Origin of the sequence: Methanoregula sp. (assembly GCF_023227875.1) — an archaeon.
In the GTDB taxonomy this organism is placed as follows: Archaea; Halobacteriota; Methanomicrobia; order Methanomicrobiales; family Methanospirillaceae; genus Methanoregula.
The window spans coordinates 1-24,884 of the sequence record NZ_JALOCH010000020.1 but is presented as its reverse complement, the minus strand read 5'-3'; the positions used below and the strand labels follow the sequence as shown (position 1 = coordinate 24,884).

At 57.2% G+C, this 24,884-nt stretch carries 18 protein-coding genes and 1 tRNA gene; 12 read left to right on the top strand and 7 right to left on the bottom strand.

Annotation, left to right across the window (positions count from 1 at the left end):
• The 4 genes from M0R30_RS14175 to M0R30_RS14160 all read left to right on the top strand — a co-directional run.
• A partial coding sequence (locus M0R30_RS14175; RefSeq protein WP_292548056.1) for a hypothetical protein occupies window positions 1–712 on the top strand: 712 nt, incomplete at its 5' end.
• Between the two features lie 147 nt (window positions 713–859).
• Window positions 860–1,870 (top strand): hypothetical protein, encoded by a 1,011-nt coding sequence (locus M0R30_RS14170; protein WP_292548054.1) that lies wholly within the window; start codon window positions 860–862, stop codon window positions 1,868–1,870.
• A gap of 139 nt (window positions 1,871–2,009) precedes the next feature.
• Window positions 2,010–2,294, top strand: coding sequence for a hypothetical protein (locus tag M0R30_RS14165; protein WP_292548052.1), 285 nt, complete (start codon window positions 2,010–2,012; stop codon window positions 2,292–2,294).
• Window positions 2,295–2,398: 104 nt separating this feature from the next.
• The gene (locus M0R30_RS14160; protein WP_292548050.1) at window positions 2,399–3,064 is read left to right on the top strand and encodes a flavodoxin family protein; all 666 of its coding nucleotides are present in this window, start codon (window positions 2,399–2,401) and stop codon (window positions 3,062–3,064) included.
• Between the two features lie 36 nt (window positions 3,065–3,100).
• On the opposite strand, the gene M0R30_RS14155 is transcribed toward M0R30_RS14160, so the two are convergent.
• Entirely contained in the window at window positions 3,101–3,391 is a 291-nt protein-coding gene (locus tag M0R30_RS14155) for a hypothetical protein (RefSeq protein WP_292548048.1), read from the bottom strand.
• Between the two features lie 87 nt (window positions 3,392–3,478).
• On the bottom strand, window positions 3,479–4,051 hold the full coding sequence (rbr, locus tag M0R30_RS14150) for a rubrerythrin (protein WP_292548046.1): 573 nt from the start codon (window positions 4,049–4,051) through the stop codon (window positions 3,479–3,481).
• A gap of 122 nt (window positions 4,052–4,173) precedes the next feature.
• Between rbr and M0R30_RS14145 the strand changes: the two genes are divergently transcribed.
• Entirely contained in the window at window positions 4,174–4,893 is a 720-nt protein-coding gene (locus M0R30_RS14145) for a C39 family peptidase (protein ID WP_292548044.1), read from the top strand.
• A 28-nt stretch (window positions 4,894–4,921) separates the two neighbouring features.
• Here M0R30_RS14145 and M0R30_RS14140 read toward each other — a convergent pair whose 3' ends face one another.
• The 3 genes from M0R30_RS14140 to M0R30_RS14130 all read right to left on the bottom strand — a co-directional run bounded on the left by M0R30_RS14140 (window position 4,922) and on the right by M0R30_RS14130 (window position 11,923).
• Entirely contained in the window at window positions 4,922–9,784 is a 4,863-nt protein-coding gene (locus M0R30_RS14140) for a PAS domain S-box protein (RefSeq protein WP_292548042.1), read from the bottom strand.
• 192 nt (window positions 9,785–9,976) lie between these two features.
• On the bottom strand, window positions 9,977–11,773 hold the full coding sequence (locus M0R30_RS14135; RefSeq protein WP_292548040.1) for a PAS domain-containing sensor histidine kinase: 1,797 nt from the start codon (window positions 11,771–11,773) through the stop codon (window positions 9,977–9,979).
• A 76-nt stretch (window positions 11,774–11,849) separates the two neighbouring features.
• Window positions 11,850–11,923 (bottom strand) — tRNA-Lys (locus M0R30_RS14130).
• A 122-nt stretch (window positions 11,924–12,045) separates the two neighbouring features.
• On the opposite strand from M0R30_RS14130, the gene M0R30_RS14125 reads away from it, so the two are divergent.
• The 3 genes from M0R30_RS14125 to M0R30_RS14115 are packed head-to-tail and all read left to right on the top strand — an operon-like array spanning window position 12,046 to window position 15,825.
• Entirely contained in the window at window positions 12,046–13,518 is a 1,473-nt protein-coding gene (locus M0R30_RS14125; protein ID WP_292548039.1) for a DHH family phosphoesterase, read from the top strand.
• A 46-nt stretch (window positions 13,519–13,564) separates the two neighbouring features.
• The gene (locus tag M0R30_RS14120; protein ID WP_292548037.1) at window positions 13,565–14,185 is read left to right on the top strand and encodes a 6-hydroxymethylpterin diphosphokinase MptE-like protein; all 621 of its coding nucleotides are present in this window, start codon (window positions 13,565–13,567) and stop codon (window positions 14,183–14,185) included.
• The gene (locus M0R30_RS14115) at window positions 14,182–15,825 is read left to right on the top strand and encodes a radical SAM protein (RefSeq protein WP_292548035.1); all 1,644 of its coding nucleotides are present in this window, start codon (window positions 14,182–14,184) and stop codon (window positions 15,823–15,825) included. The genes M0R30_RS14120 and M0R30_RS14115 overlap by 4 nt, the downstream gene beginning before the upstream one ends.
• A gap of 369 nt (window positions 15,826–16,194) precedes the next feature.
• Here the strand turns inward: M0R30_RS14115 and M0R30_RS14110 are convergent, their stop codons facing one another.
• Entirely contained in the window at window positions 16,195–17,328 is a 1,134-nt protein-coding gene (locus tag M0R30_RS14110; protein WP_292548033.1) for a CBS domain-containing protein, read from the bottom strand.
• Between the two features lie 51 nt (window positions 17,329–17,379).
• Here M0R30_RS14110 and M0R30_RS14105 point away from each other — a divergent pair, with 51 nt between their 5' ends.
• Together M0R30_RS14105 and M0R30_RS14100 are read left to right on the top strand one after the other, a co-directional pair.
• Window positions 17,380–17,649 carry a PRC-barrel domain-containing protein gene (locus M0R30_RS14105; protein ID WP_292548031.1) on the top strand — a complete coding sequence of 90 codons (270 nt, stop codon included), beginning with the start codon at window positions 17,380–17,382 and terminating at the stop codon, window positions 17,647–17,649.
• A gap of 62 nt (window positions 17,650–17,711) precedes the next feature.
• Entirely contained in the window at window positions 17,712–18,437 is a 726-nt protein-coding gene (locus tag M0R30_RS14100; RefSeq protein WP_292548029.1) for a tRNA(His) guanylyltransferase Thg1 family protein, read from the top strand.
• 471 nt (window positions 18,438–18,908) lie between these two features.
• On the opposite strand, the gene ileS is transcribed toward M0R30_RS14100, so the two are convergent.
• On the bottom strand, window positions 18,909–22,094 hold the full coding sequence (gene ileS / locus M0R30_RS14095; RefSeq protein WP_292548027.1) for an isoleucine--tRNA ligase: 3,186 nt from the start codon (window positions 22,092–22,094) through the stop codon (window positions 18,909–18,911).
• 241 nt (window positions 22,095–22,335) lie between these two features.
• Between ileS and M0R30_RS14090 the strand changes: the two genes are divergently transcribed.
• Window positions 22,336–23,769 carry an aldehyde dehydrogenase family protein gene (locus M0R30_RS14090; protein ID WP_292548025.1) on the top strand — a complete coding sequence of 478 codons (1,434 nt, stop codon included), beginning with the start codon at window positions 22,336–22,338 and terminating at the stop codon, window positions 23,767–23,769.
• A 619-nt stretch (window positions 23,770–24,388) separates the two neighbouring features.
• Window positions 24,389–24,853, top strand: coding sequence for a TIGR00725 family protein (locus tag M0R30_RS14085; protein ID WP_292548058.1), 465 nt, complete (start codon window positions 24,389–24,391; stop codon window positions 24,851–24,853).
• Window positions 24,854–24,884: the final 31 nt, after the last annotated feature.

Genomic DNA, 24,884 nt, shown 5'->3' with positions numbered 1-24,884 from the left:
TCACACCGGGCCCGGGAAAATCAGCACCCTTTCCATGGACGGTTCCCGGATCGTCTGGTCTGATGATCGCAACGAACCGGGCAGCGGTGATATTTATCTCTTCGATTTGGATCTAAATGAGGAGATCCCCCTTAGCACAGCGCGGCGTTCCCAGTATTGTCCTGAAATCTCGGGAGACTATGTTGTCTGGCGAGATTTCCGTGACGGAAATCCTGCAACGTATCTCTATAACCTGACTTCCGGGACAGAGTACCGGATCAGCAGGGACTTTTTCAATGCATATGGACAACAGATATCTGGAGACCTGATTGCGTGGAAGGAAAATTCTGTCTTTGACACGCGCGATGAGCCGTCGGGTTCAATTATTGTCTATTCTATTTCTTCTGGTGCCCGTGAAGTTCTTCCCATCAGCACAGAGTTTCCCCGACTGTTCGATGTAGATGGGAACCGGATCCTCTGGGCATCCTATGGGGAGGATCCTGAGGACAACCTCAAAAAAGACGGCTACATCCATTTGTTTGTTATTAACACTCCGAAACTGGATCCCTTGCCAGCGCTCACACCTCCGTTAGACGGATTTGGAAATCATACCCTTACACCAGAAAAAACTGCATCCCCGGCACCCACGCACCCCTCACCCGGGCCTGCAGTCCTGCTTGCAGCCGGCTGCATCGTTCTTCTCGTCCGATCCCGAACCGGGTACCGGTTCTGATCTGTAGATTATTGGATCAGAATTCGTTTATACTCACAATAATATAGAAATTATCATTTAACCGGTTACCTGCATGGATGGATCCGGATTCTGGATGAGGGAGAAAATGGAACAGAAAAAAATACCCGCCTGAGAGATGAAAATGCCATGAAATCCACGGGAATTATTATCATAAGTATCATCGTGCTTTTCGCACTCACGATAGTACCGGCTACGGCTGACCTGACCTGTGTCCCGAGTTGTCCGTACATCATTGTAAAAGGCGATACGTTTACGATCAACTGGACAGGAATGAACAATGGCACGGCAACCGTCATGGTCATCGGCCGGAACCATTTCCATACCCTCACGGCTGATCCTGATGCACACGGTGTCTTTTCCGTTACCCTGATGCCGGAAGTGACCCGGAACTTTTCCTCCGGCCAGTATGCACTCGTGGTACAGGACCCGGGCGCGAACGGAAAGTTCGAGATCGGTACCCGGCTGTCGGAGACCGGGCATATCCTGGTCACAGACCACGATCTCATCGCTGCCGACCTGGGGTCAGACAAGGAACTGAAAGCGAGTGTCCAGTCAGAGGTTGAAACCCTTAGAGCAACTTCCCGACGGGCTGGCGTTGATGATACCCTCACCCCTTCATACTTCCTTGTCGAGGAACCTTTCGTTCAATTCACCCAGCCCAGGGACAGGGCCACGGATTACCTGATCTTTGAGCCCGGTAATTCCAGCCAGTTACATTTCCACGGGACAACGAACCTGGGGACAGGAAATCCCCTGAGAGCCAGGGTCTATGAAACCTCATCGCGGCGCCTGGTTGCTGATGAACCTCTTCCTCCAATCAGGAATGGCGTCATAAATTCGTGGGAGTACGAAATGGACTCGTCCCGTTTCTCAACCGGAGAATATCTTATCACGGTTGGCTGGCAGAACGACAATACGACCGGTACCGGGACAGCACTGTTTTTTATCGGAACGCCCGGTGGGACAACGGTTTCCCTCTCACCTGCTCCCATAGCCCCCACTGCCGGAGAAGAATCTCCCGTGCATGAGACAGTGCAACCAGAAAAGCCAGTCCCCACCCACGCATCTCCTGTCGCTGCCATCCCGCTGGCACTCGGATGTTTCGGCCTAGTCATCTTGATCAGGAAGCGGATATGACCGAAATCCGGATTTACCGACGTATATCGGAGTATCCGGGGGCCTACTACGGGTGTTCCCGGCAGGCAGAGATGTCCGTCCTTTCCGGAATGTATTTGGGGACAGGGAGAGATATTGTGGTACCTGAAAGGGATTTTGCATGATGTGGATTGCACTCGTGATTTTTGCTATCGGTATTGTATTTGGTTTTGTTCATAAGGGAACGGAGGATTATCGCGGGCTCATACGGAACAGCGCGATCGCCGGTGTCGTCATCAGTGTCATCCTGCTCCTCCTGTCGATGGTGCTGCTTCCCGGGGAAGTCAGTTCCGGTTATGCGATCGTTGGCGTGTTCGGCCTCCTGGTCCAGATCATCATCTTTGTGGCAATCTTCATCATCGGTGCCTTTGTCGGCGACAAGCTCGAACAGGTCATCAGAAAATAATTTATACTGGCTGTCGGGGTGCAGCCCTCCCCTTTTTGTTGCCCGCGCTCCTTCAACCATATTAACTCCCGGCTCCCAACCTGTAACCAGGAGCATACGGAATAATGAAGATCCTCGCTATCCACGGGAGCCCCCGGACGATCCAGAGCACAACGCGAATACTTGCAAACTATGTACTCGAAGGAGCCGCAGAAGCCGGCGCCGGGACGGAGATGATCGATCTCTGCGATTTCAGGATTACCCCCTGCACTGCGTGCGATGCCTGTACACTGAACGGTATCTGCGTGAACGATGATGATGTCCCTGCACTCGTGGAGCGGATGAAAGAGGCAGACGGGATTATTTTTGCATCACCGGTGTACATCGACAATGTCTCGGGCCAGATGAAAATTTTCTTTGACCGGCTCGCGGACGCGATCCATTACCAGCTGCTTGCCGGGAAATACGGGTGCTCGGTTGCGACTACGCACACATCCGGCGGCGATGAGGTAGTCGCGTACCAGAACCATGTGCTGAATTATCTTGGCGTTGTCTCTGTCGGAGGCATCAGCGTGGCAACGGGAGGGGACAGCATGGCTATCGATGCCCGTGAGGCTGAAGCCCGGGCGCTCGGCAAGAAACTTGCCGGTGCGATTGCAGATGGTTTCTCCGATAAGAAACAAGAAGAGGAAATTACCGGCAACCGGGAATTTTTCAAGGATCTTGTTGTGGAGAACAAGGATTTCCGTACCGATGAGTACAAGCGGTGGGTGAAGCGGGGCTGGATCTGATCACATCCCGCTTCTCAAATGAGAGGAAGAGTTGGATCAGTCTTCCTGTTCCGGTACTGGTTCCACCGGTTTTGACTCTGACGGGGGCGTTGTTACCACCTTCCACCAGAACCCTGCAACACAGCCGACAATCAGGATGACGAGCAGGACCAGGCTGAAAATATTTTCCGCCACATTCGTTGTGACCGAGATATTCATATGAGTCATATCATTGAATGCGCCAATCACAAGTGCGATAATCAAAAAGAGAATCGATCCGGTAACGATACCGAGGATTACGGCCGCTGAAAGGCGAAGAGGATCCTGTTTCGCAGTAATCTGAACCATGTATGGATAGTCAACGGTTAATGTATAAAAACACCCGGTGACCCTGTCTCAACAGTTCCTGTTTTTTTAAGGTGAAGGGGAAAAAGATTAGTAATTCTCTGCCAGCAGCTCGAAGTATGCCTGCGGGTGGTCGCAGGCCGGGCACTTCCCGGGTGCGTTCTTGCCCTCGTGGATGTACCCGCAGTTCCGGCAGTGCCACTTTGTCGGCATCTCGGATTTGAAGACTTTTTTATTCACCAGGTTCTCGTACAGTTTCATGTACCGGGCCTCGTGGTGGGCCTCCACTTCGGCAACCTTCTCGAAGAGGCGGGCGATCTCCTTGAACCCCTCTCTCTTCGCAGCGGCTGCAAACGCGGGGTAGAGCGTGCCCCACTCCATCTGCTCTCCTTCGGCCGCGGCTTTCAGGTTGTCCACGGTCTTCCCGATCACCCCGGCCGGGTAGCCTGCCGTGATCGTGACTTCGCCGCCCTTGAGCTGCTTGAAGAAGAGCTTCGCGTGCTCCCGCTCGTTTGCGGCAGTGTCCTCGAAGACCGCCGCGATCTGCTCGTACCCTTCCTTCTTTGCCACGCTTGCAAAGAAACTGTACCGGTTCCGTGCCTGCGACTCGCCGGCAAACGCGGCGAGGAGGTTCTGTTCTGTCTTGCTTCCTTTGAACTTCATGATCACTCTTGTCAGTGTTCTTTTTTCGTGAAAGATATACCCAGCGGTCATTACAGCACAGTGTCCCGGATCCGCATCCTTGATAACAAGCGGTGATCTAAGGAAAATCAAGGTAGATCGTCATGGAACGTCCCGGCCCGGCCATATTCATCCTGGTCCTTGTCATTGTTGCAATCGTATTGCTTGGCACCCTGCAGTTCACGATCGGTGACCGTGGAGCGGGCCCTGCCACGGTAAAATATTCCCTGGACCGTCCGCTGCCCGGACCCCGGTATTATACCGGCATCGACTTCGATACCCTGGAGACGAACGACCACCTCACGGTCATCCCGCTCAAAAGTGTCCGGCAGCAGGTGACAAACTATTCCTGTGGCGCGGTGGCTGCGATGAACGTCATGTCATACTATGGGATGCCCGCCAACAATACGGATGCTGACGAGGACCGGATCGCCCATGAAATGTATGCAGATGTGTCGGAAAAGACCGGTATCAATCCTGAACAGCTCGCTGCCTGGTTCAACCGGAACGGCTGGAATGCAAGCTGGAAGACCGGCGGGAGCCGCGACATGCTCCTTGCTAACCTGAAGGCCGGCGTTCCTACGATGGTCGAATGGATGGACTGGGGCGGCCACTGGGTCGTGGTTGTCGGCTATGACACCCGGGGTACCGACCTCGTCTGGGACGATGTGATCATCGTTGCGGATTCCGTGGATTGCCACGATGACCGGGTGGACGGGATCACGTACGCAAACTACGGGCAGTTCGACGCGATGTGGTTCGATGCCCATTACTTCCCGGAACAGATGCGTAACCGGGCGTACGTTGTGGCAGTCCCCGGGTGAATTTTTTTAGAAAACCGTGCAGGGCCGGTCAGGCTGACCGGTACGTCCCTTTCGGGACCGCGATCTCGAACCGTGCCCCTTTTCCATGCGATCCCGTCTCGTGGATCGAGATGCCGGTGATGGCGAGGATCTCCCGGGCGAGGAAGAGGCCAAAGCCTGTATGCTTCCCGAACCCTTTCTCGAAGATCTTCTGTTTCTCGTTGAGCGGGATCCCGATCCCATCGTCGGCAAACGTGATGACCATCTCATCGCCTGCCATGCCGCACCGGACCGTGACGGTCGTCACCGTCCCCCCGTACCGCACGGCGTTGTCGAAGAGGTTGAAGAAGACCTTCCCGACCATCGGGTCGGCAAAGATCTCGCAGGAATCACAGGTGCAGTCCAGCGCGAGCTCATGAGGTTTGGCCTCACGGATCAGGTCAGCGACACGGAACCATGCCGGCGCCTCCACGCCCATGTCCTGGTAGGTCCGGGTAAACTCGATCTGGTGCTGGATCATATCCACCGCGGATGCGATCTTGACGAGAAAATCCACCGTGACCATGTCGTTCTTCCTGAGCGCTGCCAGCTGGGTATACCCCTGTACAACGGTGAGCTGGTTGGCAACGTCATGCCGCGTGATGCTGGAGAGGAGGTTGAGTTTCCGGTTGCTCTCCCGGATCGCGTTCTGGAACTGTTTCATCTCCGTGATATCCCGGGCATTTCCTACATAGGAAACGGCTTTTCCCGCTTCATCGAAGATGGGGGATAGGGATGATGTGTGGATACGGATGGAACCGTCGGCATGAAACACGCGGTATTCGATCCCGGACCGGCGCTGCCCGGTGGATACGACCTCCGCGAGAGCATCTTCGCACAGGGGAATATCAGCAGGGTGGACATACCGTTGGAACGGTGTTCCTGTTACCTCCTTGACGTCATGGCCGAGCATGTCGGTCCAGCTGGGTGAGACGAACGTCAGAATACCCTCGGGGCTGATCAGGTAGATAATGTCATGGGTGTTCTCGACCAGCAGCCGGTATTTCTCCTCTGATTCACGGAGCGCCTCTTCTGCATGTTTCCGGCCCGAGATATCATGCGAGTGCCCGAGAACCCCGATGACCGTTCCCGTTGCATCAATGAGCGGCGCCAGGTGGATATCCAGCCAGGTGCTCCCGGACGGCAGGTCCAGGAACACTTCACGCCGGAGGGGCGCACGGGTGTTTATTACCCGGAGGACGGCCTTCATGAACCGGTCGGCGAGTTCCGGGCTGAAGATATCGGTCAGGTTTTTCCCGATGAGGCTGCCCGGCTCCGCCAGTACTGCTTTTTCAGCGAACGAGTTGGCATACCCGACGTACCCCCCGGGGTCGATGGAGTAGATCATATCGGGAGAATTCTCGGCAATGAGCCGGTATTTCTCTTCGCTCGCCTGGAGAGCCTCTTCCATCTGTTTGTGCCCGGTAAAATTCCTGCCCTCGGCAACCAGGTACCGGATGGTACCGTCTTTGTCCATGACCGGTTTTACTGAGAAATCGATAAAGGCAAGACTCCCGTCAGCGGCGGGGTGAGTTGTTTCGAACTGCACGGTGTTACCGTCAGCGGCCTTTTGTATTGCATCTTTGAGCGTCTCCCGGTCATGTGCCGAATGGGACCACCACGGCGTCTCCCAGAATGGCCGGTCGATGACATCGGCATCTGAAACTCCGGCAAACATAAGAGCAGCCTGGTTGGCTTCGATCAGGATGCCATCCGGAGTCATAAGGCCGATCAGCTGGGAGGTATGGTTGATGATCGCCCGGAATTTCACCTCACTCTGGGAAATCAGGTCCTGCGCCGCCCTCTCTTCTGTTATGTCCCGGATCGTGCCAACCGCTACGGGATCGCCGTGGCGATCCTTTGTATAGATCGTCTTATCCTCAAACCACTTGTACATCCCGTTTTTTCCCCGTATACGGAAACGGTCGGAGCCATGTAGTTCCTGCGAATCAAAATGTTCTGAGATATGACGTTCCAGATTATCGACATCATCCGGGTGGATGAATTCCATGAACCTGTGGCCGTTCAGCTCAGCGGGATGATATCCAAGACGGTCCGTTACCTGCGGGCTGACATACAGGATGGTCCCATCGCCGGAGAGGGAATAGATGATGTCCTGGTTCACCTCCACAAGCATGCGGTACTTCTCCTCGCTCTCCCGGATCTGCCGCCCGCTCTCCGCCAGTTCCACGATCTGGCCTTTCAGTTCCTCCTCTGAGGCGGTGAGCAGCTCGTTTGCCGCACGGAGTTCGTCCTCGGTCTTTTTCCGGTCGGTGATGTTCCTGAGGGCGACAATGTTGGCATCGTTTCCGTGGAACTGGATCTTGGTACCGATTGATTCAATCCAGAGTTCCCTGCCATCAACCGTCCATGTCTTGTATGTCTGGAGATACCCTCCTTTTCCCTCCATCACATTCTGCAGGTCCTCTATCGCTGTCTCCCGGAATTCGGGCTGGATAAAGTCGAGGATGGTTTTTCCGATCACGATCGCGGGATCCGGGATGCCAAACATCCGCTGGATGCTGGGATTGATCGAGAGGATTTTGCCGGAAAAGTCCTGAATGAGGATCCCGTCAAAGGCATATTCCGACAGGATCCGGTATCGCTCCTCGCTCTCCCGGAGTGCTGTTTCTGTGGTTTTCCGATCGGTAATGTCCATGATGACCCCGGAGAAGACCAGTTCATCGCCATGCCTGACCGGGTTTGCCATCCACTTAAACCAGATCGTTTCGCCGGTTTGTCTGATGAACCTCCCGGTGAAGTCCCAATGTGACTCCGATGATGCCGCGTCACGAATTGAGTCCATGAACCGGGACCTGTCCTCCGGGTGGATCCCGTTCACAAATACCGGGAAGAATGCCCCGGGGCCTTTGTCAATGCCGAACAGTTCGACTGCCCTGTGGCTCAGGTAATAGAATCCCCTGCTGCCATCAGGCCGGGCATAGAACTGGAACACGACCCCCGGGACGGTTGCGGCGATCTCCTCCATCTGCTGACGGCGGTTGCGGAGTTCGTCCTGTGTCGAGGCCAGTTCATCGTATTGCGTGCGCAGTTCCTCTTCCGTTGCAGCGACCTGTTCGTACGCGGCACGCAACTCCGTTTCTGTCTGCTTGCGCCCGGTAATATCGATGAACATGGCAACGAGTGAACCGGGAGAGATCTGGAACGCGGTAACCGTGTATGCCCGGTGGACGTTTCCGGCATTGTAGAATATCTGGTCATTCTGCCAGCTGCCCCCTTCCGCGGCGACCCTGCGGTAGTGTGCCGGGACGTCCGTCTTTACCAGGCCGGGAAATGCCTCATCGAGTGTTTTCCCGACAAACCGGTCGTGACTGATGCCGAGAATGGCATCGGCACCGGGGTTCCCGCCGGTAAAGATCAGCGATCCGTCCGGCTTCAGCTCATAGAAATGCATGCCAACCGGGGAGTGCTCGATGATGGAGCGGTATTTTCCCTCGCTTTCCTGTCGTGTCTGTTCAGCACGTTTCCGCTTGATAATATTCCAGAGCCCCTGCATCAGCAGGAGGAGCTCGTTTGCGTCATTCTCCGTGTAATCAGATGATTTGTTTGCCACACCTGCCACGATGATGATGCGCCCCTCGTCCATCACCGGCACATTCATGTGCCGTATGATACGGGGATGGCCTTCCGGGTAGCCCTTCTTCTTCGTGTCCGGAGCCTCATAATCATTGGTGATGACAGGCCGGCGCTGCCGGACAGCTTCACCCCAGAGACCGGTCTTCTCCGTTTTGTAGAGGATGGGCTTGTCCCGCATCGAACACTCTCTCATTGCCGACTTCGACCAGGCATACATGGAGAGTTCGCTCTCGTCTTCGTTAAGGAATGCGAGGTATCCCAGCGGGCTGCCCGTGACGATCCCTGCGCCCTCCACTGCATAATTGAGGAGTTCTCTCTCGCTCTTGCGGGCATATTCGTAGAACCCGATCATGAAGGTGAGGCGGGACTCGGTATCCCGGATGCGTTTCTCGTTTACCGCAAGTTCATTATATTGTGCCTGGAGTTCCTCTCCTGAGGCAGCAAGCTGCTGGTTTACCGCTATGAGCTCATCCTCACTCTTTTTCCGGTCGGTGATATCCCGGATCGCTTCGACCGCACCGGTGATCTCCCCGTCCCTGTTGTAGAGCGGGCTTGCCTTTGCAAGGACAACGATCTGTTGTCCCTTCGGGTGGGGGAGGTTGGTCTCCGCCGAGAGGGCGTTTCCCTCCCGCTGGATATTGGAATAGTACTGCCCGATCGTCTCTTCCGGTTCAGCGAGCAGATCGATAAGGATGGGACGCCGCTTCCCGTAGAACGGCAGGGCATATTCATAATCGCCTTTCCCGATGATATTCCCGGCAGCGATACCGGTCATCTCCTCGATCGCCTTGTTCCAGGCAATCACCCGCCGGTCTGAATCAATAGCAAACGTCGCATCCGGGAGGAAGTTGATGAGGTCAGCAAGACGTTTTTCAGAATCCCCGAGGGCGAGCTCCGCCTTCCTCCTGGTGACGGCCTGCCGGATCTTGTGCGCGAGCTCGGCAAACTGTGCCTGCGCATCCCCGCCTTTCTGGAGGTAGAAGTCCACGCCATTGTTGATCGCCTCGATAACGACCTCCTCGCGCCCCCGGCCGGTGAAAAGGATAAAAGGAATGTCCCCGAAGGATTTCCGCACGCTTTTTAAGAACTCGATACCGTCCATCTCCGGCATCTGGTAATCGGACACGATGGCATCGAAATGGTGCTGTCCAAGCTCTCTTAGGCCCTCTTCTGCCGACAGGGCTGTGACAACGGAAAAATCCCCGTGGCCTTCGAGAAACAGTTTGCCTATTTCGAGCAGTCCCGGTTCATCGTCGACATAGAGGAGGGAAAACATAACGGACTCCTGTGCATGGTTCGCAGGATTGAGAGTGAATGAGAGGAATTGACCTGATAAAACTTGAATGTTACGTACATTTTTCCTGTATTGTCCCCGGATATTTTATTCGGGAATATACCGGGACCGGTATAGTTCTCCGGCCCGGCCGGGACGCGGGAGTTGAAACGCCCGGACCCCCCGGCAAGGGGTTTACGGGTAGTGCCGGTAACCCTCTTTCGGGACGGTGATCTCGAACCGGACTCCTGCCCCCGCCCCCGGCTCACCCTTCTCGACGATACTGATCCCGGTGATGGCGAGGATCTCCCGCGAGAGGAAGAGGCCAAGGCCGGTATGCTTTCCGAATCCTTTCCGGAAGAGCTTCTTCTTGTCCTCTTCGGTGATACCCACGCCATTGTCGCAATAGGTGATCACGAGTCCTGTGTCGGTTACCCGGGATGAGAAGGACATCGCGGTCACCCGCTCGCCATGGCGGAGCGAGTTCTCCATGAGGTTAAAGAAGACCTTTGCGATCAAAGGATCGGCAAAGATCTCGAGACCATCGACCATTACGTTCAGGTCTGGTGCCGGGAAATTGAGCTGTGCCGCTGCTTCACGGATGACCGGGCCCGCCTCCTGCCACTTCGGTGCATTGACCCCGATATCCTGGTAATATTTCGTGAACTCGATCTGCCGCTGGATCGCTTCGGCCGCCTGGACCTCTTTGTCGACAAATTCCTCGAACCGTGTCCCTTTGAGGTCCTCTTTTGAGAGCTCGAGATAGGTCCGCAGCCCGGTAATCTGGTTCAGGATATCATGCCGGGTGATGGAGGAGAGCATATTCAGTTTTGTGAGCGTCCCTTTGAGGGCCTCCTCCATCTGTTTACGCACTGAGATGTCCCGGATGATCCCCTCCGTTCCCTGGTACTCTCCAGCGTCATCGGTATACAGGCGGGCGCTCACCGATACCCAGAACGGCGTGCCATCCATTCTCACAAATTCCGCCTGCCAGTCCTGCACGCTCCCATCCTGTTTTTTCATGGTATCGATCATGTGCGCCCATTCTTTCGGGTTCTTCCAGAATGTTGTGGCCGGACAGCCCAGCACCTCTTCAACGGAATGGTACCCGAACGTGCGTACAGCAGAAGGACTCATCATGACGAGAAGGCTTTCCTCATCGAAACGGAAGTACACGTCCTGGATGTTCTCAAGAATGGTCCGGTAACGTTCCTCGCTCTCCTTTAACGCCTGTTCGGCCTTCTTGCGCTTGGTGATGTCCCGTGCGATATGGACGCTCCCGATCAGGTTACCGCCAGAATCGTGCAGCGGGGTCGTGGTGATGAGGAAGTTCCCGCCAAGATTGTTTTCATGCACTTCGGCGGCATGTCCCTGCCCGTCCTTCATGAGCTTCGCGTGGGGGCAGAACGCAGGATGGGCGCTCGTGTGGTGGACGACCTCGTAACATATCAGGCCGACTGCCTGTTCCGGACTGATCCCAAGGCTCTCTGCCATCGCCTTGTTGACCCGGAGGATCCGGTAATCTTTTCCGATCAGGGCGATCAGGTCCGGTACGGCATCAAAGGTGATTTCCCACTCCTCCTTTGCCCTCACCAGCCCGTTCTTCTGGTCTTTTGCCTGCTCCGAGAGCCAGGAGACAACGATGGCGATGATGAGATAGACAATACAGCGGGCGACTGCTGACAGGAATTCCGGGCTGTTGCCTGGATACACTGATGTTACGATGAGCAGGTATACGGCGCACAGGGCAGTCGCAAACAGGATGCCGCGGCGGGGATAGAAGAACGCGGCAAGGATAATCGGGATGTAAAAGAGGTGCGGGAGGACGATTGTTATGCCGGTAAAAATGCCGTAGATATTTGCGGCAAAGGCGATGACAAGCGTCAGGAGAATGAGAACCTGTGTGGCCCTCTGGTGTTCACGCAGCCGGGAGATGATTGAAGACAGCATGGCAGGACCATTTGCAGATGAGGGAGTTCTTACGCTCTGCATTGGTGAGCCCTGTTGAAAATGATATCGTGAGGGGACCCTTCGGGAGGTGCCCTCTTGAAGAGAGATAAAGAAGAAACGGGCCTGAAGGGATTTGAACCCTTGACCTGCGGATTAAGAGTCCGCCGCTATGCCGAACTAAGCTACAGACCCGCTAGTTAGGCCTAATAATGTGGTTGATGATTGCGAATAAAGGTTGCGGATAATTGAACGGCCTTTTTCATCCAGCGCACTTGCAATTCCTTAATACACTGGAGGGATACATCTTCTGTAACATGCCACAGGAAGCCCCGTTTGAGCAACCGGGACCGGTAAAATACTGCATTTTCGGGTGCGGGACGAACGGTTACAATATCATCCTCGAGCTTGCAAAAGAGCAGGAGCGCGTGATGATCATCGATAAGGACGAGACCCTTGTCCGGAACCTCCGCGACCAGAAATACGATGCCTACCAGCGCGATATCTCGTCTCCCGAGATGCTTGCGGGCCTCCCCCCGTTCGAGATCGCGTTCGTCATGACCGGTAACGGGGATGCAAACCTCGCGGCAGTCATTGCCATCAAGAAACGGTACACCACCACCCAGGTCGTGGCCCGGTCTGTTGACCCTGCAAACGGCCAGAAGCTCACGGCCGCAGGGGCCGACGTTGTCCTCTCCCCACAGGAAGTGGTGGCACGCTCAGCCATCCTCCAGATCCGGAAACAGCACTCCAGCAGGATCTCGCAGCGGCTGTTCTCCCTCATCGCCGGCTGGGAAGGGACGCTTGGGATCATCACGCACAAGAACCCGGACCCCGACGCGATCTCGTCGGCACTGGCCCTTGCCGAGATCGCAAAGCAGGCAAACGGGAAGACCCTGGTGACAAGGATCTTTTATGAAGGCAACATCGGCCACCAGGAGAACCGGACGTTTGTTAACCTGCTCGATATCAAGATGGAGCACCTCACTGCCGAAGACCTCGCGAAATGCACGTACCTCGCCCTTGTCGACTGCTCGGGCCCGGGTGCTAACAACGACATCCCGCCCCAGACAAAGATCCATATCATCATCGACCACCACCGGGAGGGGAAACACCCGGTGACCCAGAGTAGTTTTGTCGATATCCGTCCCGGTGTCGGGGCCACGGCGAGTATCATGACCCAGTACCTGCAGGAACTCGATGTCCCTGTTGACAAGCGGGTTGCAACGGCACTCCTCTACGGTATCCGGACCGATACCAGGGAGTTCAAGCGCAACGTTACCCCGCAGGACCTGAACTACGCCGGGTTCCTCCTGCCGCTGACCGATTCGGACCTGCTCGACAAGATCATGTCGCCTTCGATGTCGCAGGAGACGCTCGACATCATAGGGAAGGCGATCCACGAGCGGAAGATCCAGAGCGGGTACCTCTTCGCGAACGTCGGCTACGTGATGAACCGTGACTCCCTCCCGCAAGCTGCCGACATCCTGATCACGCTCGAGGGCGTGAACACGGCGCTCGTGTACGGCATCACCGACAACGCGATCGTGATCTCGGCCCGCAACCGCGATATCCGGCTCCACGTCGGCAACGCACTCTCCGAGGCGTTCGGGGATATGGGCGACGCGGGCGGGCACCCGAACATGGGAGCAGCCAGCCTCCCTCTCCACTACTTCGGCAAGGTGGAGAACAAGGCCCAGCTCCTCGAGATCGTGATCGAGCCGATCCTCCAGAAGTTCAAGAACCTTGTCGGTCTTGAGAATGAAGGGAAGAAGAATGGCGGACCGTAACCGGCAGAATTGCCGGATACCGGTGAACGTGTAATACGGGAAATTTATGCAGTTCGCCCAATGGGAGCCCCACTACCGCGAGATCCTCGAGTACTTCGGGTTCGACCGGGCCGCAGATGAGGAAGCAGCCCGGCTCCTCGCCTCGCTCCTCGACCGCGACAACCTCCTCTCCCTGGTCACCCTCACGGACAGCAACGAGGTCACGGTCTGCGGGAATGCCCCCCGCCTGAAAAAGGACCTCAAAAAGATCAAAGGCGTTGTATTTGCTGCCGATGCGGCTGCTGAGGTTCTCGAGGACAATGGCTTCCGGCCGGATGCGGTCTTCACGGACCTCGACGGGGCGACCGACCGGCTTATCGACATGAACCGGGAGGGGACGATCGTGGTCGTCCATGCCCACGGTGACAACATCCCGCTCCTGAAACACTGGGTACCACGGTTTCCCGGCAAGGTGGTCGGGACAACGCAGGCCGCTCCGCTCCCCCATGTCCATAACTTCGGGGGGTTCACGGACGGGGACCGGGCCGTCTTCGCGGCCGATGAACTGGGCGCGTCTTCCATCACGCTCGCGGGATTTGACCTTGACGACAAGGACGTGGAACCGATGAAACGCGGAAAACTCCACTGGGCACGGAAGCTCCTTGCCCTGATCGGGCACACCGTATGACCCCCGCCGCGGTGATTCTCGACGGATACGTGGACGAGCCCGCGTGCCTCGGGGTCCCCCCGTACATCTCGCCCTACATCCGGACGGTTGCAGGGGCCCTCATTGCACACGGGTATACGGTACGGTACCTCACGATCGACCAGCTGAGGAACGATCCGCTGCGGACAGCGGAACTGAATGCGGCGAGCCTGCTGGTCATGATCTCCGGGGTCACGGTGCCCGGGAAATATCTTGGCGGTATCCCAGCGACGCTCACCGAGATCCAGCAGGTCGGCCACATGGTGCGGGGGCCGAAGAAACTGATCGGCGGCCCCATCGGCTTTGGCTATGCCGGGGAAGGCGGGCAGAAGGCGGTCCGGCAGGTGATCAGCGGGTTTGATGCCCTGCTGACCGGTGAACCAGCGGTTGCGCTGGACAATTACCTGACCGGTAACGACCCGGCAGGAGTACTGGACTATACCCGGACCGACCCGTGGAGCGTGGCGGGCAGCGGGATCATCGGACAACATCCGGACTACCCGTACGTAATGTGCGAACTGGAGACCGCCCGGGGCTGCTCGCACGGTGCAACGGGCGGATGCTCGTTCTGCACGGAGCCGTTCTATGGCATGCCGAAGTACCGGCGCACTCCAGCGGTTGCAGAAGAAGTCGCTGCACTCTACGCTCATGGTGCACGACACTTCCGGGTGGGACGTCAGCCGGATATCCTCGCGTACGGGGCCGGCCCGGGCGAGTATCCCGCACCGGTACCGGAGAAGATCGAGGTGTTGTTCTCCGCCATCCGGACTTCGGCACCAGAGCTCAGGACACTTCACATTGACAATACCAACCCCGCCACCATTGCCCGGCATGAGGATGCAGCCCGTGAAGCACTGCGGGCGATCATCCGGCATCACACGTCCGGTGATGTCGCTGCTTTTGGGATGGAGACAGCCGACCCGGCGGTGGTCGCAGCAAACAACCTGAAAGCCCGGCCCGATGAGGTCTTCCGGGCGATTGAGATCGTCAACGAGGAAGGGGGAAAACGCCGGGACAATGTGCCCGAGCTGCTCCCGGGCCTCAATTTCGTCTGCGGACTCGCGGGGGAGACGGAGAAGACGTACGAGCTCAACGAAGCGTTCCTTGTCCGGGTGCGGGATGCAGGGCTGATGGTCCGCCGGGTGAATATCCGTCAGGTGATGCCGTTTGAAGGCACGCCGGCATATGCAGACAATACTCTCGGTAACCACGAACGCCGGTTCAGGCAGTTCAAGGAGTTTGTCAGGAGCAGGATCGACCTCCCGATGCTCCAGCGGGTCTTTCCCATCGGTACCGTGCTCCGCGATGTGCGGATCGAAGTGTCAGGGGACCTTTCGTTCGGCCGGCAGATGGGGTCGTACCCGATCCTTGCCGGCATCCCTGTCAGGCTTACGGAGCGGAGCGTGACCGATGCTGTTGTTGTTGACTGGGGGATGCGATCGATCACGGCGCTGCCGGTACCGGTCCCGATCAATACGCTCCCGGCCTCCGCAATCAGGTGGCTGCCGGGCATTGGAAAGAAAAAAGTGGCCGCTGTTATTGCAAAACGCCCTTTCCGCGATCTTGAAGCGTACCGGAAGGTGGCGGGCAAATCTCTGATCGATTCCGTGCTGATGTTCTAAAAAGAAATCCAATCCTCCATTGTTGTTTCTTCAGCAGCTTGTTTTTCTTTCACGGTGCCCCCGGACATTGTATCCCTTGTCAGAAGTCGGCACGATCCCGTGGGGGGGTCGGGCGGTGTACTTTGGTATGAGCAAAAAACTGCTATCCGGTCAAATCCATGACGAAAAAAATGTATTTTCCCGTCCGGTTAGCGTGAGTTTTAACATAATGTACACCGCCCGACCCCCCCAACCTCATCGCACGATACTTCCGGAATGGACGATTTTACCCTCTGAAAATCCTGTTTCATGGGCCGGATGGCCTGTGGGGGGTCGGGCGGTGTACATCATTCCGGACCTTCCGGGAAACCCCCGCGTGTCCGGGTTGCCCTAGACCTGCCGGAGTTCCGTCACCTTCAGGATATCGGTCCGGGTCACGATCCCGAGGATCTTGCCATCGGTTACGACCGGGATCCGGCCGATATCCTTTGCTGACATGATCCGGAGGGCGTCGATGACCGGGGCTTCCGGGGGGAGTGTGATCAGGTCCCGGGTCATGATATCCCGGACCTGCATTGCCTCGCGGTCAATGGAAGAGGTCCGGTTGACGTCTGCAAGAGTAATCATGCCCACCAGCGTGTCCCGCTCAACGACCGGGAAGCCGAGGTGCTTGCTTGAGTACATCATCTCGATGATCTGGCTCACCGGCACGGTCGGCCCGACGGTCGTCACGGGAGTTGACATCATCGAACCTACTGTGACGTCCTGCAGGAGGTGGCTGTACTTCACCGCGGTCGACTCCATGTTCGCCCCGATGTAGATGAAGAGTGCGATCAGGATCAGGAACGGGGAGAAGGCAAAGAGCCCGATAATGCCAAAGAGGATCGCAAACCCCTTGCCCACGTCCGCTGCGATCTGGGTGGCCCTGTGCAGGGGCATCCTTCCTGCAAGCCAGGCCCGGAGCACCCTGCCCCCATCCATGGGGAATGCCGGGAGGAGGTTGAAGACGCACAGGATGATGTTGAGCACGCCGAGATAGCCAAGGATAAAGACCAGTACCCCGGCCATCCCCGGGTCCGTTGTCACCGAAGGGACCACGTAGATCAGCAGGGAACAGGCAATGCCGAAGACGAGGCTTGCGATCGGACCGACCAGCGCCATGGGGAGCTCGGCCTTCGGGTCGGGAACGCCCTCTTCCATGGTGGCGACGCCGCCGAAGATCATCAGCGTGATGTTGTTGATCCCGATCCCCTTTGCCCGTGCCACGAGCGAGTGGGCCAGCTCGTGTACGAGGACCCCGAAGAAGAGACCAAAGGCAACGATCGTCCCGAGCACGTACGGCATGTATCCCGCCGTTGCGAGCGTGGTATCGATCGGGACCTGGTAGATCTCCCCGAGCATATCGATGGTGAGCGTGATCTGGCTCCCGATGATCCAGGCAAACAGGGGGATGACTAAAAGAAACGTGTAGTGGATCTGGATCGGAATCCCGAAAATACGCCCGATCCGAAACGATCCGTCCATAACAAAGGATTATCTTTTTAACTCTTAAGTATATACTTTCATCTGATAACGATGGAAACCCAGATTACCGAGCTGTTCGGGCTTCAGATTTATACGGACAAGGGCATGTTTATCGGTGAAGTCGAAGATGTCGTCATCGATGTTGACGGAAAAAAGATGGAGTCGCTGGTTGTCGGCAAGGTGAATGACCAGCTCTTCGAGCTCAAGAACTTCAAGGGCCTCAAGATCCCTTACCGCATCATCAGCGCAATCGACGACATTGTCCTGATCCGCCACCTTCCCGGCGCCTTTGCCGGTGGCAGCAGCGGCGAAGAAGAGTAAGACCTCAGAAGAGAACAGCGGGAGAACCCCCCATATTTTCTGTACTCCCGCATGGCATTTTTATGGAAAACCGGGAAATTTTCTCATCGATCACTGCCCTCCCGCCTGTTTTTATCCGGCTCGACGGCCGGGCATTCCACCGGCTTACCGATTCTCTCGGCCTTGAGAAACCCTTTGACGAGTTTTTCCACAAGGCGATGGTGACGGCCTGCACCTCGCTTGTGGCCGACAGCGGTCTCAACCCCGACCTCGCGTTCACGTTCTCGGACGAGATCAGCCTGTACTTCACGAAGCTCCCGTTCTCCGGCCGGGTGGAGAAGCTCGACTCGGTAGCGGCATCGTACGCGGCAAGTTCCTTCACACTTGCCCTTGGTGCAACAACGCTCGTTGCGTTCGATGCCCGGGTCATCCCGGCAACCCCGGAGTTCGCCCTTGAGTACCTGGCCAACCGGCAGAGCGAGGCGTGGCGCAACCACATCAATGCCTACTGCCAGCAGGCGCTCATCGAGGAAGGGATGGACGCGAAGAAGGCCGCAGAACAGCTGAAAGGGCTGCAGTCAAAGGACCTCCACGAGATGATGCACGTGCGGGGCTTCAATCTTGCGACAACCCCTGCATGGCAGAGGCGGGGGACCCTTGTATACAAAAAGATCACGGAGAAGGAAGGGTTCAACCCGATCACACAGGAGACCGTGATTGCCGAGCGGAGTGCGGTCACGGAGGAGTCGGACCTGCCCCTGTTCACGAGTCCGGACGGGCAGGCATTTTTACGGACACTGCTGGGATAACAGGACGCGGATCATTGCCCGTCCCGGAATGTTCATTTCCTGGGGGCACCGTTTCAGGAAAATCTACAGGGCAACGGGCGGTTCTCTTGTATATCATCATTTTTTGTGTTTTTCCCGTTCTGCATTCCCGGAAAATAATTATAGGAGCTCATATCAATCACTAAAACAGCGCTTAAAACCCAATTCCGACTCCGATACGTTTGTATTTTTAATTAAAAAAATATAAATACTGTTACAGTACACTACCACATACACCACAAAGGAGGTGATGTTCTGTTCGACTGGGCCATATTCCTGAAAATAATCATCGCAATCCTCCAGGCGATCGTACAGAATCTGCCCGTGTGACCCGGCACTCCGGGGAATATGGAATGATCTTACTCCATTTATTAACGGATCCTTAAAAGGAAAATCAATACTTTTCTTAAAAACCGGTATTCTGCGATAATAAAAAAAGAACGGGATTATTGTTTATCCTGCCCTTGCGATCCCGATCACCATCGCCACGCCTTCCACGTCCCACTCCTTCACGGACGTGAATCGTGCAGAGTCGGGCTTTGCACTGTCCTTTAAGAACCCGAACGACTTCGCCCGGACCTCGTCGCCGATCATGGCGATGGCCTCGTCCGTGTGGAGCAGGGCGAGCACCCGGTTGTCGCTGACTGCAACCTCGGCATTGATCATGTCCTCGACCGCGAGGTCAAGCTGCTTGCGCATGTCCTGGATCCGCCGGATCACTTCGCGGGCATAGCCTTCCGCCTCGAGGTCGGGGCTAAGTGCCACGTCAACATAGACGGTGGCATCGGTCATCGGGGCAGAGAAGATATCAGCAGGGAGCTTCTCGGTGAACGTGACATGATCGGCCCCGATCTCGAAGCTCGAAGCGCCCTCCTTCAGGGTGAATGTCTGCCCGGCATCGATCGCGGCCTTGATTGCGTTGCCGTCTGCTGCCTCGATGAGGCCCTTCAGCCTGAACGAGTCCTTGCCGAATCCTTTCCCGAGCGCCTTCATCACCGGTTCCGCGTGCCAGCCGACCCGGTCCCACCGGCCCATGACAACGCTGACCTTACGGGCATTGGCCCGGTCCATGCAGACCGCGTTGAGCCGTTCAATGGCGTCCTTTACCGGCTCCGCACTGGTCACGACAACGACTTCCGCAACCGGCCACCGGAGTTTCCTCTTCCCGGCCTGCCGGGCATTGGCGCTCGCTTCGTCGAACGAGCGGACGAGCTCGACCGCGTGCTCCAGTTCCCGGTCCATGAGCGTGGACTCCCCCGCGTCCCAGTCGAGCAGGTGGATGCTTGCCGGGTCGTTTGCACACCGGAGGTTCCGGTAGAGTTCTTCGGTGATGTGCGGGCAGAACGGCGCAAGGAGCCCGGTCAGCCGGCGCATCACGTAATACATCGTCTCGTAGGCAAAGACCTTCTGCTCGGACTCGCCCTCGAGCCACATCCGGGGCCGGACGAGCTGGACATACCAGCGCGAGAGGTCTTCGAGGATAAAGCTCACGAGCTCGCGGGTGGCCCGGTGGAGCTGGCATTCCTTTGTCGCGGTATCGACAAGGGAGGCAACCGAGTTGATCCGGGAGATGATGAACCGGTCCTCGTCCGGCATCTGCCGGAGGTGGGCCCGGATATAAGCATCGTCCCAGACCCCGTCCTTTGACGCGGGCTCGAACCTGTCGAGGATCATGTAGGGCAGCGGGAAGCGGTACACGTTCCAGAGGATGTTTACCGCACGGTTGACCGTCCCGACCCCGTCCCAGTTGAACTTCAGGTCGTCCCACGGTGCGGATGAGGAGAGGACGTAGAGCCGGAGCACGTCCACGCCGACCTTCTCGATCACGTCACTGGGATTCACGACATTCCCGAGGCTTTTACTCATCTTCTTGCCCTCGGCATCGAGCGCAAATCCGTGCATGCAGACGCTCTTGTACGGGGCCTTGCCGAACGCGATCGTGCTTGCGCCCAGCTGCGAGTAGAACCAGCCCCGGGTCTGGTCCTGCCCTTCCGTGATGAAGTCGGCAGGCCAGAGCTTCTCGAAGTCCTGCGTCTTCCCCGGGAACCCGAGGGTTGCCCATGAAGCGACCGCGGAATCGAACCAGACATCGAAGATGTCCCCGACGCGTTTCATTGTGCCGCCACAACTGCACGGGATCGTCACCTCGTCCACGTACGGGCGGTGCGGGTCGGGAAGTGGTTTGCCGCTCAGCTTCTCGAGCTCTGCGATCGTGCCCACCACCTTGTAGGTGTCACACTTCCCGCAGACCCAGACAGGGATCGGGATGCCCCAGTAGCGCTGGCGGGAGATGCACCAGTCTCGGGCCTCCTTGATCCAGTCGTAGAACCGTGCGCTGCCGGCCCATTCGGGATACCAGGTGACCTTCTCCACTTCCGAGAGCATCAGGTCCCGCATCTCGGAGGCCTTCAGGAACCACTGCGACGTGGCCCGGAAGATGATCGGGGTCTTGCAGCGCCAACAGTGGCCGTAGCGGTGCGTGACCGTCTCCTTTGCAAGCAGGTGGTCGCCCAGCGCCACGAGCACATTCTCGTTTGAGTCCCTGACGTACTGGCCGGCAAACTCCCCTGCCTCGTCCCGGAACTTCCCGGCACCATCGACCGGGCAGACTATCGGCAGGCCCTCTTTGGTCCCGAGCACATAGTCGTCCCAGCCATGGCCGGGGGCGATGTGGACCATACCGGTGTTTTCGAGTGCCACGAAGTCTGCGGCAACGACCCTGTGCTGGATCTCCCGCTGGAGGGGGACTTTCTCCCTGAGGGGCGACTCATACGTCCACCCTACGAGTTCAGTACCCTTCTTCTTCTCAAGGATGCTGAAATCCTTATACCGGGCTTTCTTGAGAACGGTCTTGACGAGTGGTTCTGCGATCCAGAGAAGCTCCTCCTTCCCGTCCTTCTTTACTTGCACCTTTGCGTACTCGAACTCCTTTGATACCGCAACCGCGACGTTGGCCGGCAGGGTCCACGGGGTCGTGGTCCAGATGACAAGGAACTCCCCGGTCTTTCCGGTAAGGGGGAACTTGACGAAGACCGAGGGGTCGTTCTCGTCCCAGTATTCCACTTCGGCATCCGCGATCGCCGTCTCGCACCGGGGGCACCAGTTCACGACCCGGTGGCCACGCTCAAGCATGCCGTGGTCCTCGGCTTTTGCCAGGGTCCACCATGCCGCCTCGATATATTCCGGCTTCACTGTCTGGTACGCGCCCGGGAAATCGAGCCAGATGCCGAGGGCAGAGAACTGGTCGTCCATCAGCTTCTTGTTTTCGACGGCAAACTCCCGGCACTTCTCGATGAAGGGCTGGATGCCGAACGTCTCGATGTCCTTCTTGGATTTGAAACCCAGTGCCTGCTCGACCTTCACCTCGATCGGCAGCCCGTGCATGTCGTAGCCGGCCCGGTCGATCACATTCCTGCCGTTCATCCGGTAGTAGCGCAGGATGGAATCCTTGATGATCTTGTTCCAAGCGGTCCCGATGTGGATGTGTCCTGTTGTGTACGGCGGGCCGTCCACGAAAAAGAATGGCTTGCCTGTACTCCGGTGCTGTCTTACGGTCTGGTAGGTATCGGCGGTGCGCCAGTATTCCTGTACCCCACGCTCGATCTCCTTCGCATTGAAGTTCGCGGTGACTTCCTTCAAAAAAACCCCTCTTTCGATCCCCGTTTCCCATCGGGACGGCAGATTATTGTGTAGGAATGTTTGCGTCACTGCACAAAGTAGTTTTTTATAGATCCCGGGACTTCTTCCGAAGATTCGGAGTCCGCCCGGATCGCGCTATACGGGTGAAAATCTTCCCGCATGGGATGGGAAAATATCCGTGGTGGTTTTTTATTCTCAACGGCAAACACATCGTACAGGAAAACGCGGGATGTGAAAGACGATGGAACCCTATCCGATCCTTCTTGGCGGAGAGAAGAAAAAGACTCAGGAGACTATTTCGGTCCGGTTCCCGTACACGGGGGAACTCTATTGCCAGGTCTGCCAGGCCACGAACAATGACCTGAAAGCGGCCGTGACAAGCGCCGTGGCCGGGTTTGAGAAGACCAAAAAACTCCCTGCCCATGCCCGGGCGGAGATCCTGGAGAACCTTGCAGACGAGATCCACCGGAGGTCCGCGGAACTAGTCGATGTCATGATCATGGAGGGGGGCAAGACCCGGAAGTTTGCCACTGCCGAGGTTGCCCGGGCCGGGATAACGGTCAGGACCTCTGCGGAAGAAGCGAAACGGATCTATGGCGAGATCATCCCCCTTGACCTGAGCGGAGACACGGAGGGGAGGACCGGGTTCCTCCGGCGCTTCCCGCTCGGGCCCGTGGTTGGCATCGTCCCGTTCAACTTCCCGCTCAACCTTGCCTGCCACAAGCTCGCCCCGGCCATTGCGGCCGGGAACTCCGTTGTCCTGAAGCCCGCTTCGACAACACCGGTATCGAGCCTGATCCTCGGGGAGATGGCCCTTGATGCGGGGCTGCCACCGGAAGCGATAAGTGTTGTCCCGTGCACCGGTGTCCGGGCCGAAGCCCTTGCCCGCGACCCCCGGGTGGCGTATCTTTCGTTCACCGGCAGTTGTGCGGTCGGGTGGCACCTGCGTGAGATCGCGGGCCGGAAGAAAGTGGGGCTGGAGCTGGGCGGGAACGCGGCGGCGATCGTGCACGAGGACGCGAACCTGCCGTTTGCCGCACAGCGGATCACGACCGGCGGCTTCATCAATGCCGGGCAGGTCTGCATATCAGTCCAGCGGGTGCTCGCCCACCGGAGTATCTATAATGAGCTCGTAGAGCAGGTCCTCTCCGGCACAAAAGCCCTGAAAGTCGGTGACCCGCGGGACCCGGCAACGGACATCGGCCCGATGATCGACCGGATCAAGGCAGAGGAGGCATACCGGAAGGTCCAGGAAGCGATTAAACAGGGCGCCCGTGCCCTCACCGGTGGAACGCTCGAAGAGACGATGTTTGCCCCCACGGTACTGGCCGACACGACGGCTGAGATGCGGGTGAACCGCGAGGAGGTCTTTGCCCCGGTCATCTCGGTTACCCCGTACGATGACTTCGACGAGGCGCTGCGCATCGCAAACACTGGCGAGTACGGCCTCCAGGTTGGGATCTTCACGCAGAACCTCAACCGGGCCATGCGGGCCTATGCCGAGATGGATGTCGGGGGCGTGATCGTGAACGACATCCCCACGTTCCGCACCGACCAGATGCCGTATGGCGGGGCAAAGGGTTCGGGGCTCGGAAGGGAAGGCCCGCGGTTTGCGATCGAGGAGATGAGCGAGCTCAGGTTGATGGTGGTTAACAGAGATGGAGGGATGGGATAGATTTCTTTCTGAAGCTCAAGGTATCATTAGAATGCTCATTATTGAATGGCGAAAAACAAAAGAGAGCAACTCATGCGATTGAATTTTTTTACTCTGTAGAACTCATTCGATTACTTTTGTGACGCTCTTGGGGGCTTTCGCCCCCGCCGCGTGGGCATCCCCCGGTTGCGATTGTGCCATATTACCTGTTCGCCATAGTGTGGGGTTCCCGTGAAGGCAATGCAGAGGCATCCCCTGCGCCCCCACCCCTCGGGGCGGGCTGGTGCAAGGGGCGATCATTGAAACGGTTTAGAACAAATTTGGGGTGTATTGTATCAATCAAACCTTGCCGAAAATTATTCAGATGCGATCGCGAGGTGTTAGTTAGTGAAGCGATTGTAGGTTAATTAACCTACAAAACTATTCGCTAACCTACAATTTTTTCCTTGTTCCGGCGTGAATAATCCGGGCAATCAACCGGATCGCGATGAAAAAATTTCAAGCAGGGTCTGAGGGGGTGATGAAATTTTTTTCATCAGGATCTGCTGAAAAAATGTTCCCCTCATAGAAAACCCGGCCGGTTATGGATTCCCCCTCCCAAAAATCCACCTTTATCTTCCGGCACGACAACACACTTGCAATGCAGATCGCAGTTGCAGGAGGCGCCGAGGCAACGCAGGAGGAATACAAGGCCGCGTATGCTGTCGGCCGGCTCATCGCGGAGAGCGGGGCGGTGCTGGTCTGCGGCGGGCTCGGCGGGGTGATGGAAGCCGCGTGCCGGGGCGCAAAAGAGCATGGCGGCACCACGATCGGGATCATCTCCGGCACGGGCGACGGGAACCCGTATCTCGGCATCGTGATCCGGACCGGTCTCGGCCATGGCCGGAATGTCCTCGTCGCCCAGTCGGGCGATGCCCTGATCGCGGTGGGTGGCAATTACGGCACCTTATCTGAGATCGCGATTGCCTTAAAGATCAAATGCCCGGTCTTCGGTCTTTCTACGTGGGATATCGAAGGAGTGGTGCCGTGCACGTCTCCGGAGGAGGCGGTGAAGCAGGCATCCGAAGCGGCGGGGACCCGTACCGCCGCCCGGAGCGGCCGGTGACGGACGGCCACGTGCATCCTTAATTGTCTGT

Bases quoted from the DNA above. Each gene is read 5' to 3' on its own strand.
- M0R30_RS14155 (WP_292548048.1), bottom strand. From the start codon at position 3,391: ATGGTTCAGATTACTGCGAAACAGGATCCTCTTCGCCTTTCAGCGGCC.
- M0R30_RS14160 (WP_292548050.1), top strand. From the start codon at position 2,399: ATGAAGATCCTCGCTATCCACGGGAGCCCCCGGACGATCCAGAGCACA.
- M0R30_RS14105 (WP_292548031.1), top strand. From the start codon at position 17,380: ATGGAAACCCAGATTACCGAGCTGTTCGGGCTTCAGATTTATACGGAC.
- M0R30_RS14090 (WP_292548025.1), top strand. From the start codon at position 22,336: ATGGAACCCTATCCGATCCTTCTTGGCGGAGAGAAGAAAAAGACTCAG.
- rbr (WP_292548046.1), bottom strand. From the start codon at position 4,051: ATGAAGTTCAAAGGAAGCAAGACAGAACAGAACCTCCTCGCCGCGTTT.
- M0R30_RS14110 (WP_292548033.1), bottom strand. From the start codon at position 17,328: ATGGACGGATCGTTTCGGATCGGGCGTATTTTCGGGATTCCGATCCAG.
- M0R30_RS14085 (WP_292548058.1), top strand. From the start codon at position 24,389: ATGCAGATCGCAGTTGCAGGAGGCGCCGAGGCAACGCAGGAGGAATAC.
- M0R30_RS14145 (WP_292548044.1), top strand. From the start codon at position 4,174: ATGGAACGTCCCGGCCCGGCCATATTCATCCTGGTCCTTGTCATTGTT.
- M0R30_RS14120 (WP_292548037.1), top strand. From the start codon at position 13,565: ATGCAGTTCGCCCAATGGGAGCCCCACTACCGCGAGATCCTCGAGTAC.
- M0R30_RS14135 (WP_292548040.1), bottom strand. From the start codon at position 11,773: ATGCAGAGCGTAAGAACTCCCTCATCTGCAAATGGTCCTGCCATGCTG.
- M0R30_RS14125 (WP_292548039.1), top strand. From the start codon at position 12,046: ATGCCACAGGAAGCCCCGTTTGAGCAACCGGGACCGGTAAAATACTGC.
- M0R30_RS14140 (WP_292548042.1), bottom strand. From the start codon at position 9,784: ATGTTTTCCCTCCTCTATGTCGACGATGAACCGGGACTGCTCGAAATA.
- M0R30_RS14100 (WP_292548029.1), top strand. From the start codon at position 17,712: ATGGAAAACCGGGAAATTTTCTCATCGATCACTGCCCTCCCGCCTGTT.
- M0R30_RS14115 (WP_292548035.1), top strand. From the start codon at position 14,182: ATGACCCCCGCCGCGGTGATTCTCGACGGATACGTGGACGAGCCCGCG.
- M0R30_RS14165 (WP_292548052.1), top strand. From the start codon at position 2,010: ATGATGTGGATTGCACTCGTGATTTTTGCTATCGGTATTGTATTTGGT.
- M0R30_RS14170 (WP_292548054.1), top strand. From the start codon at position 860: ATGAAATCCACGGGAATTATTATCATAAGTATCATCGTGCTTTTCGCA.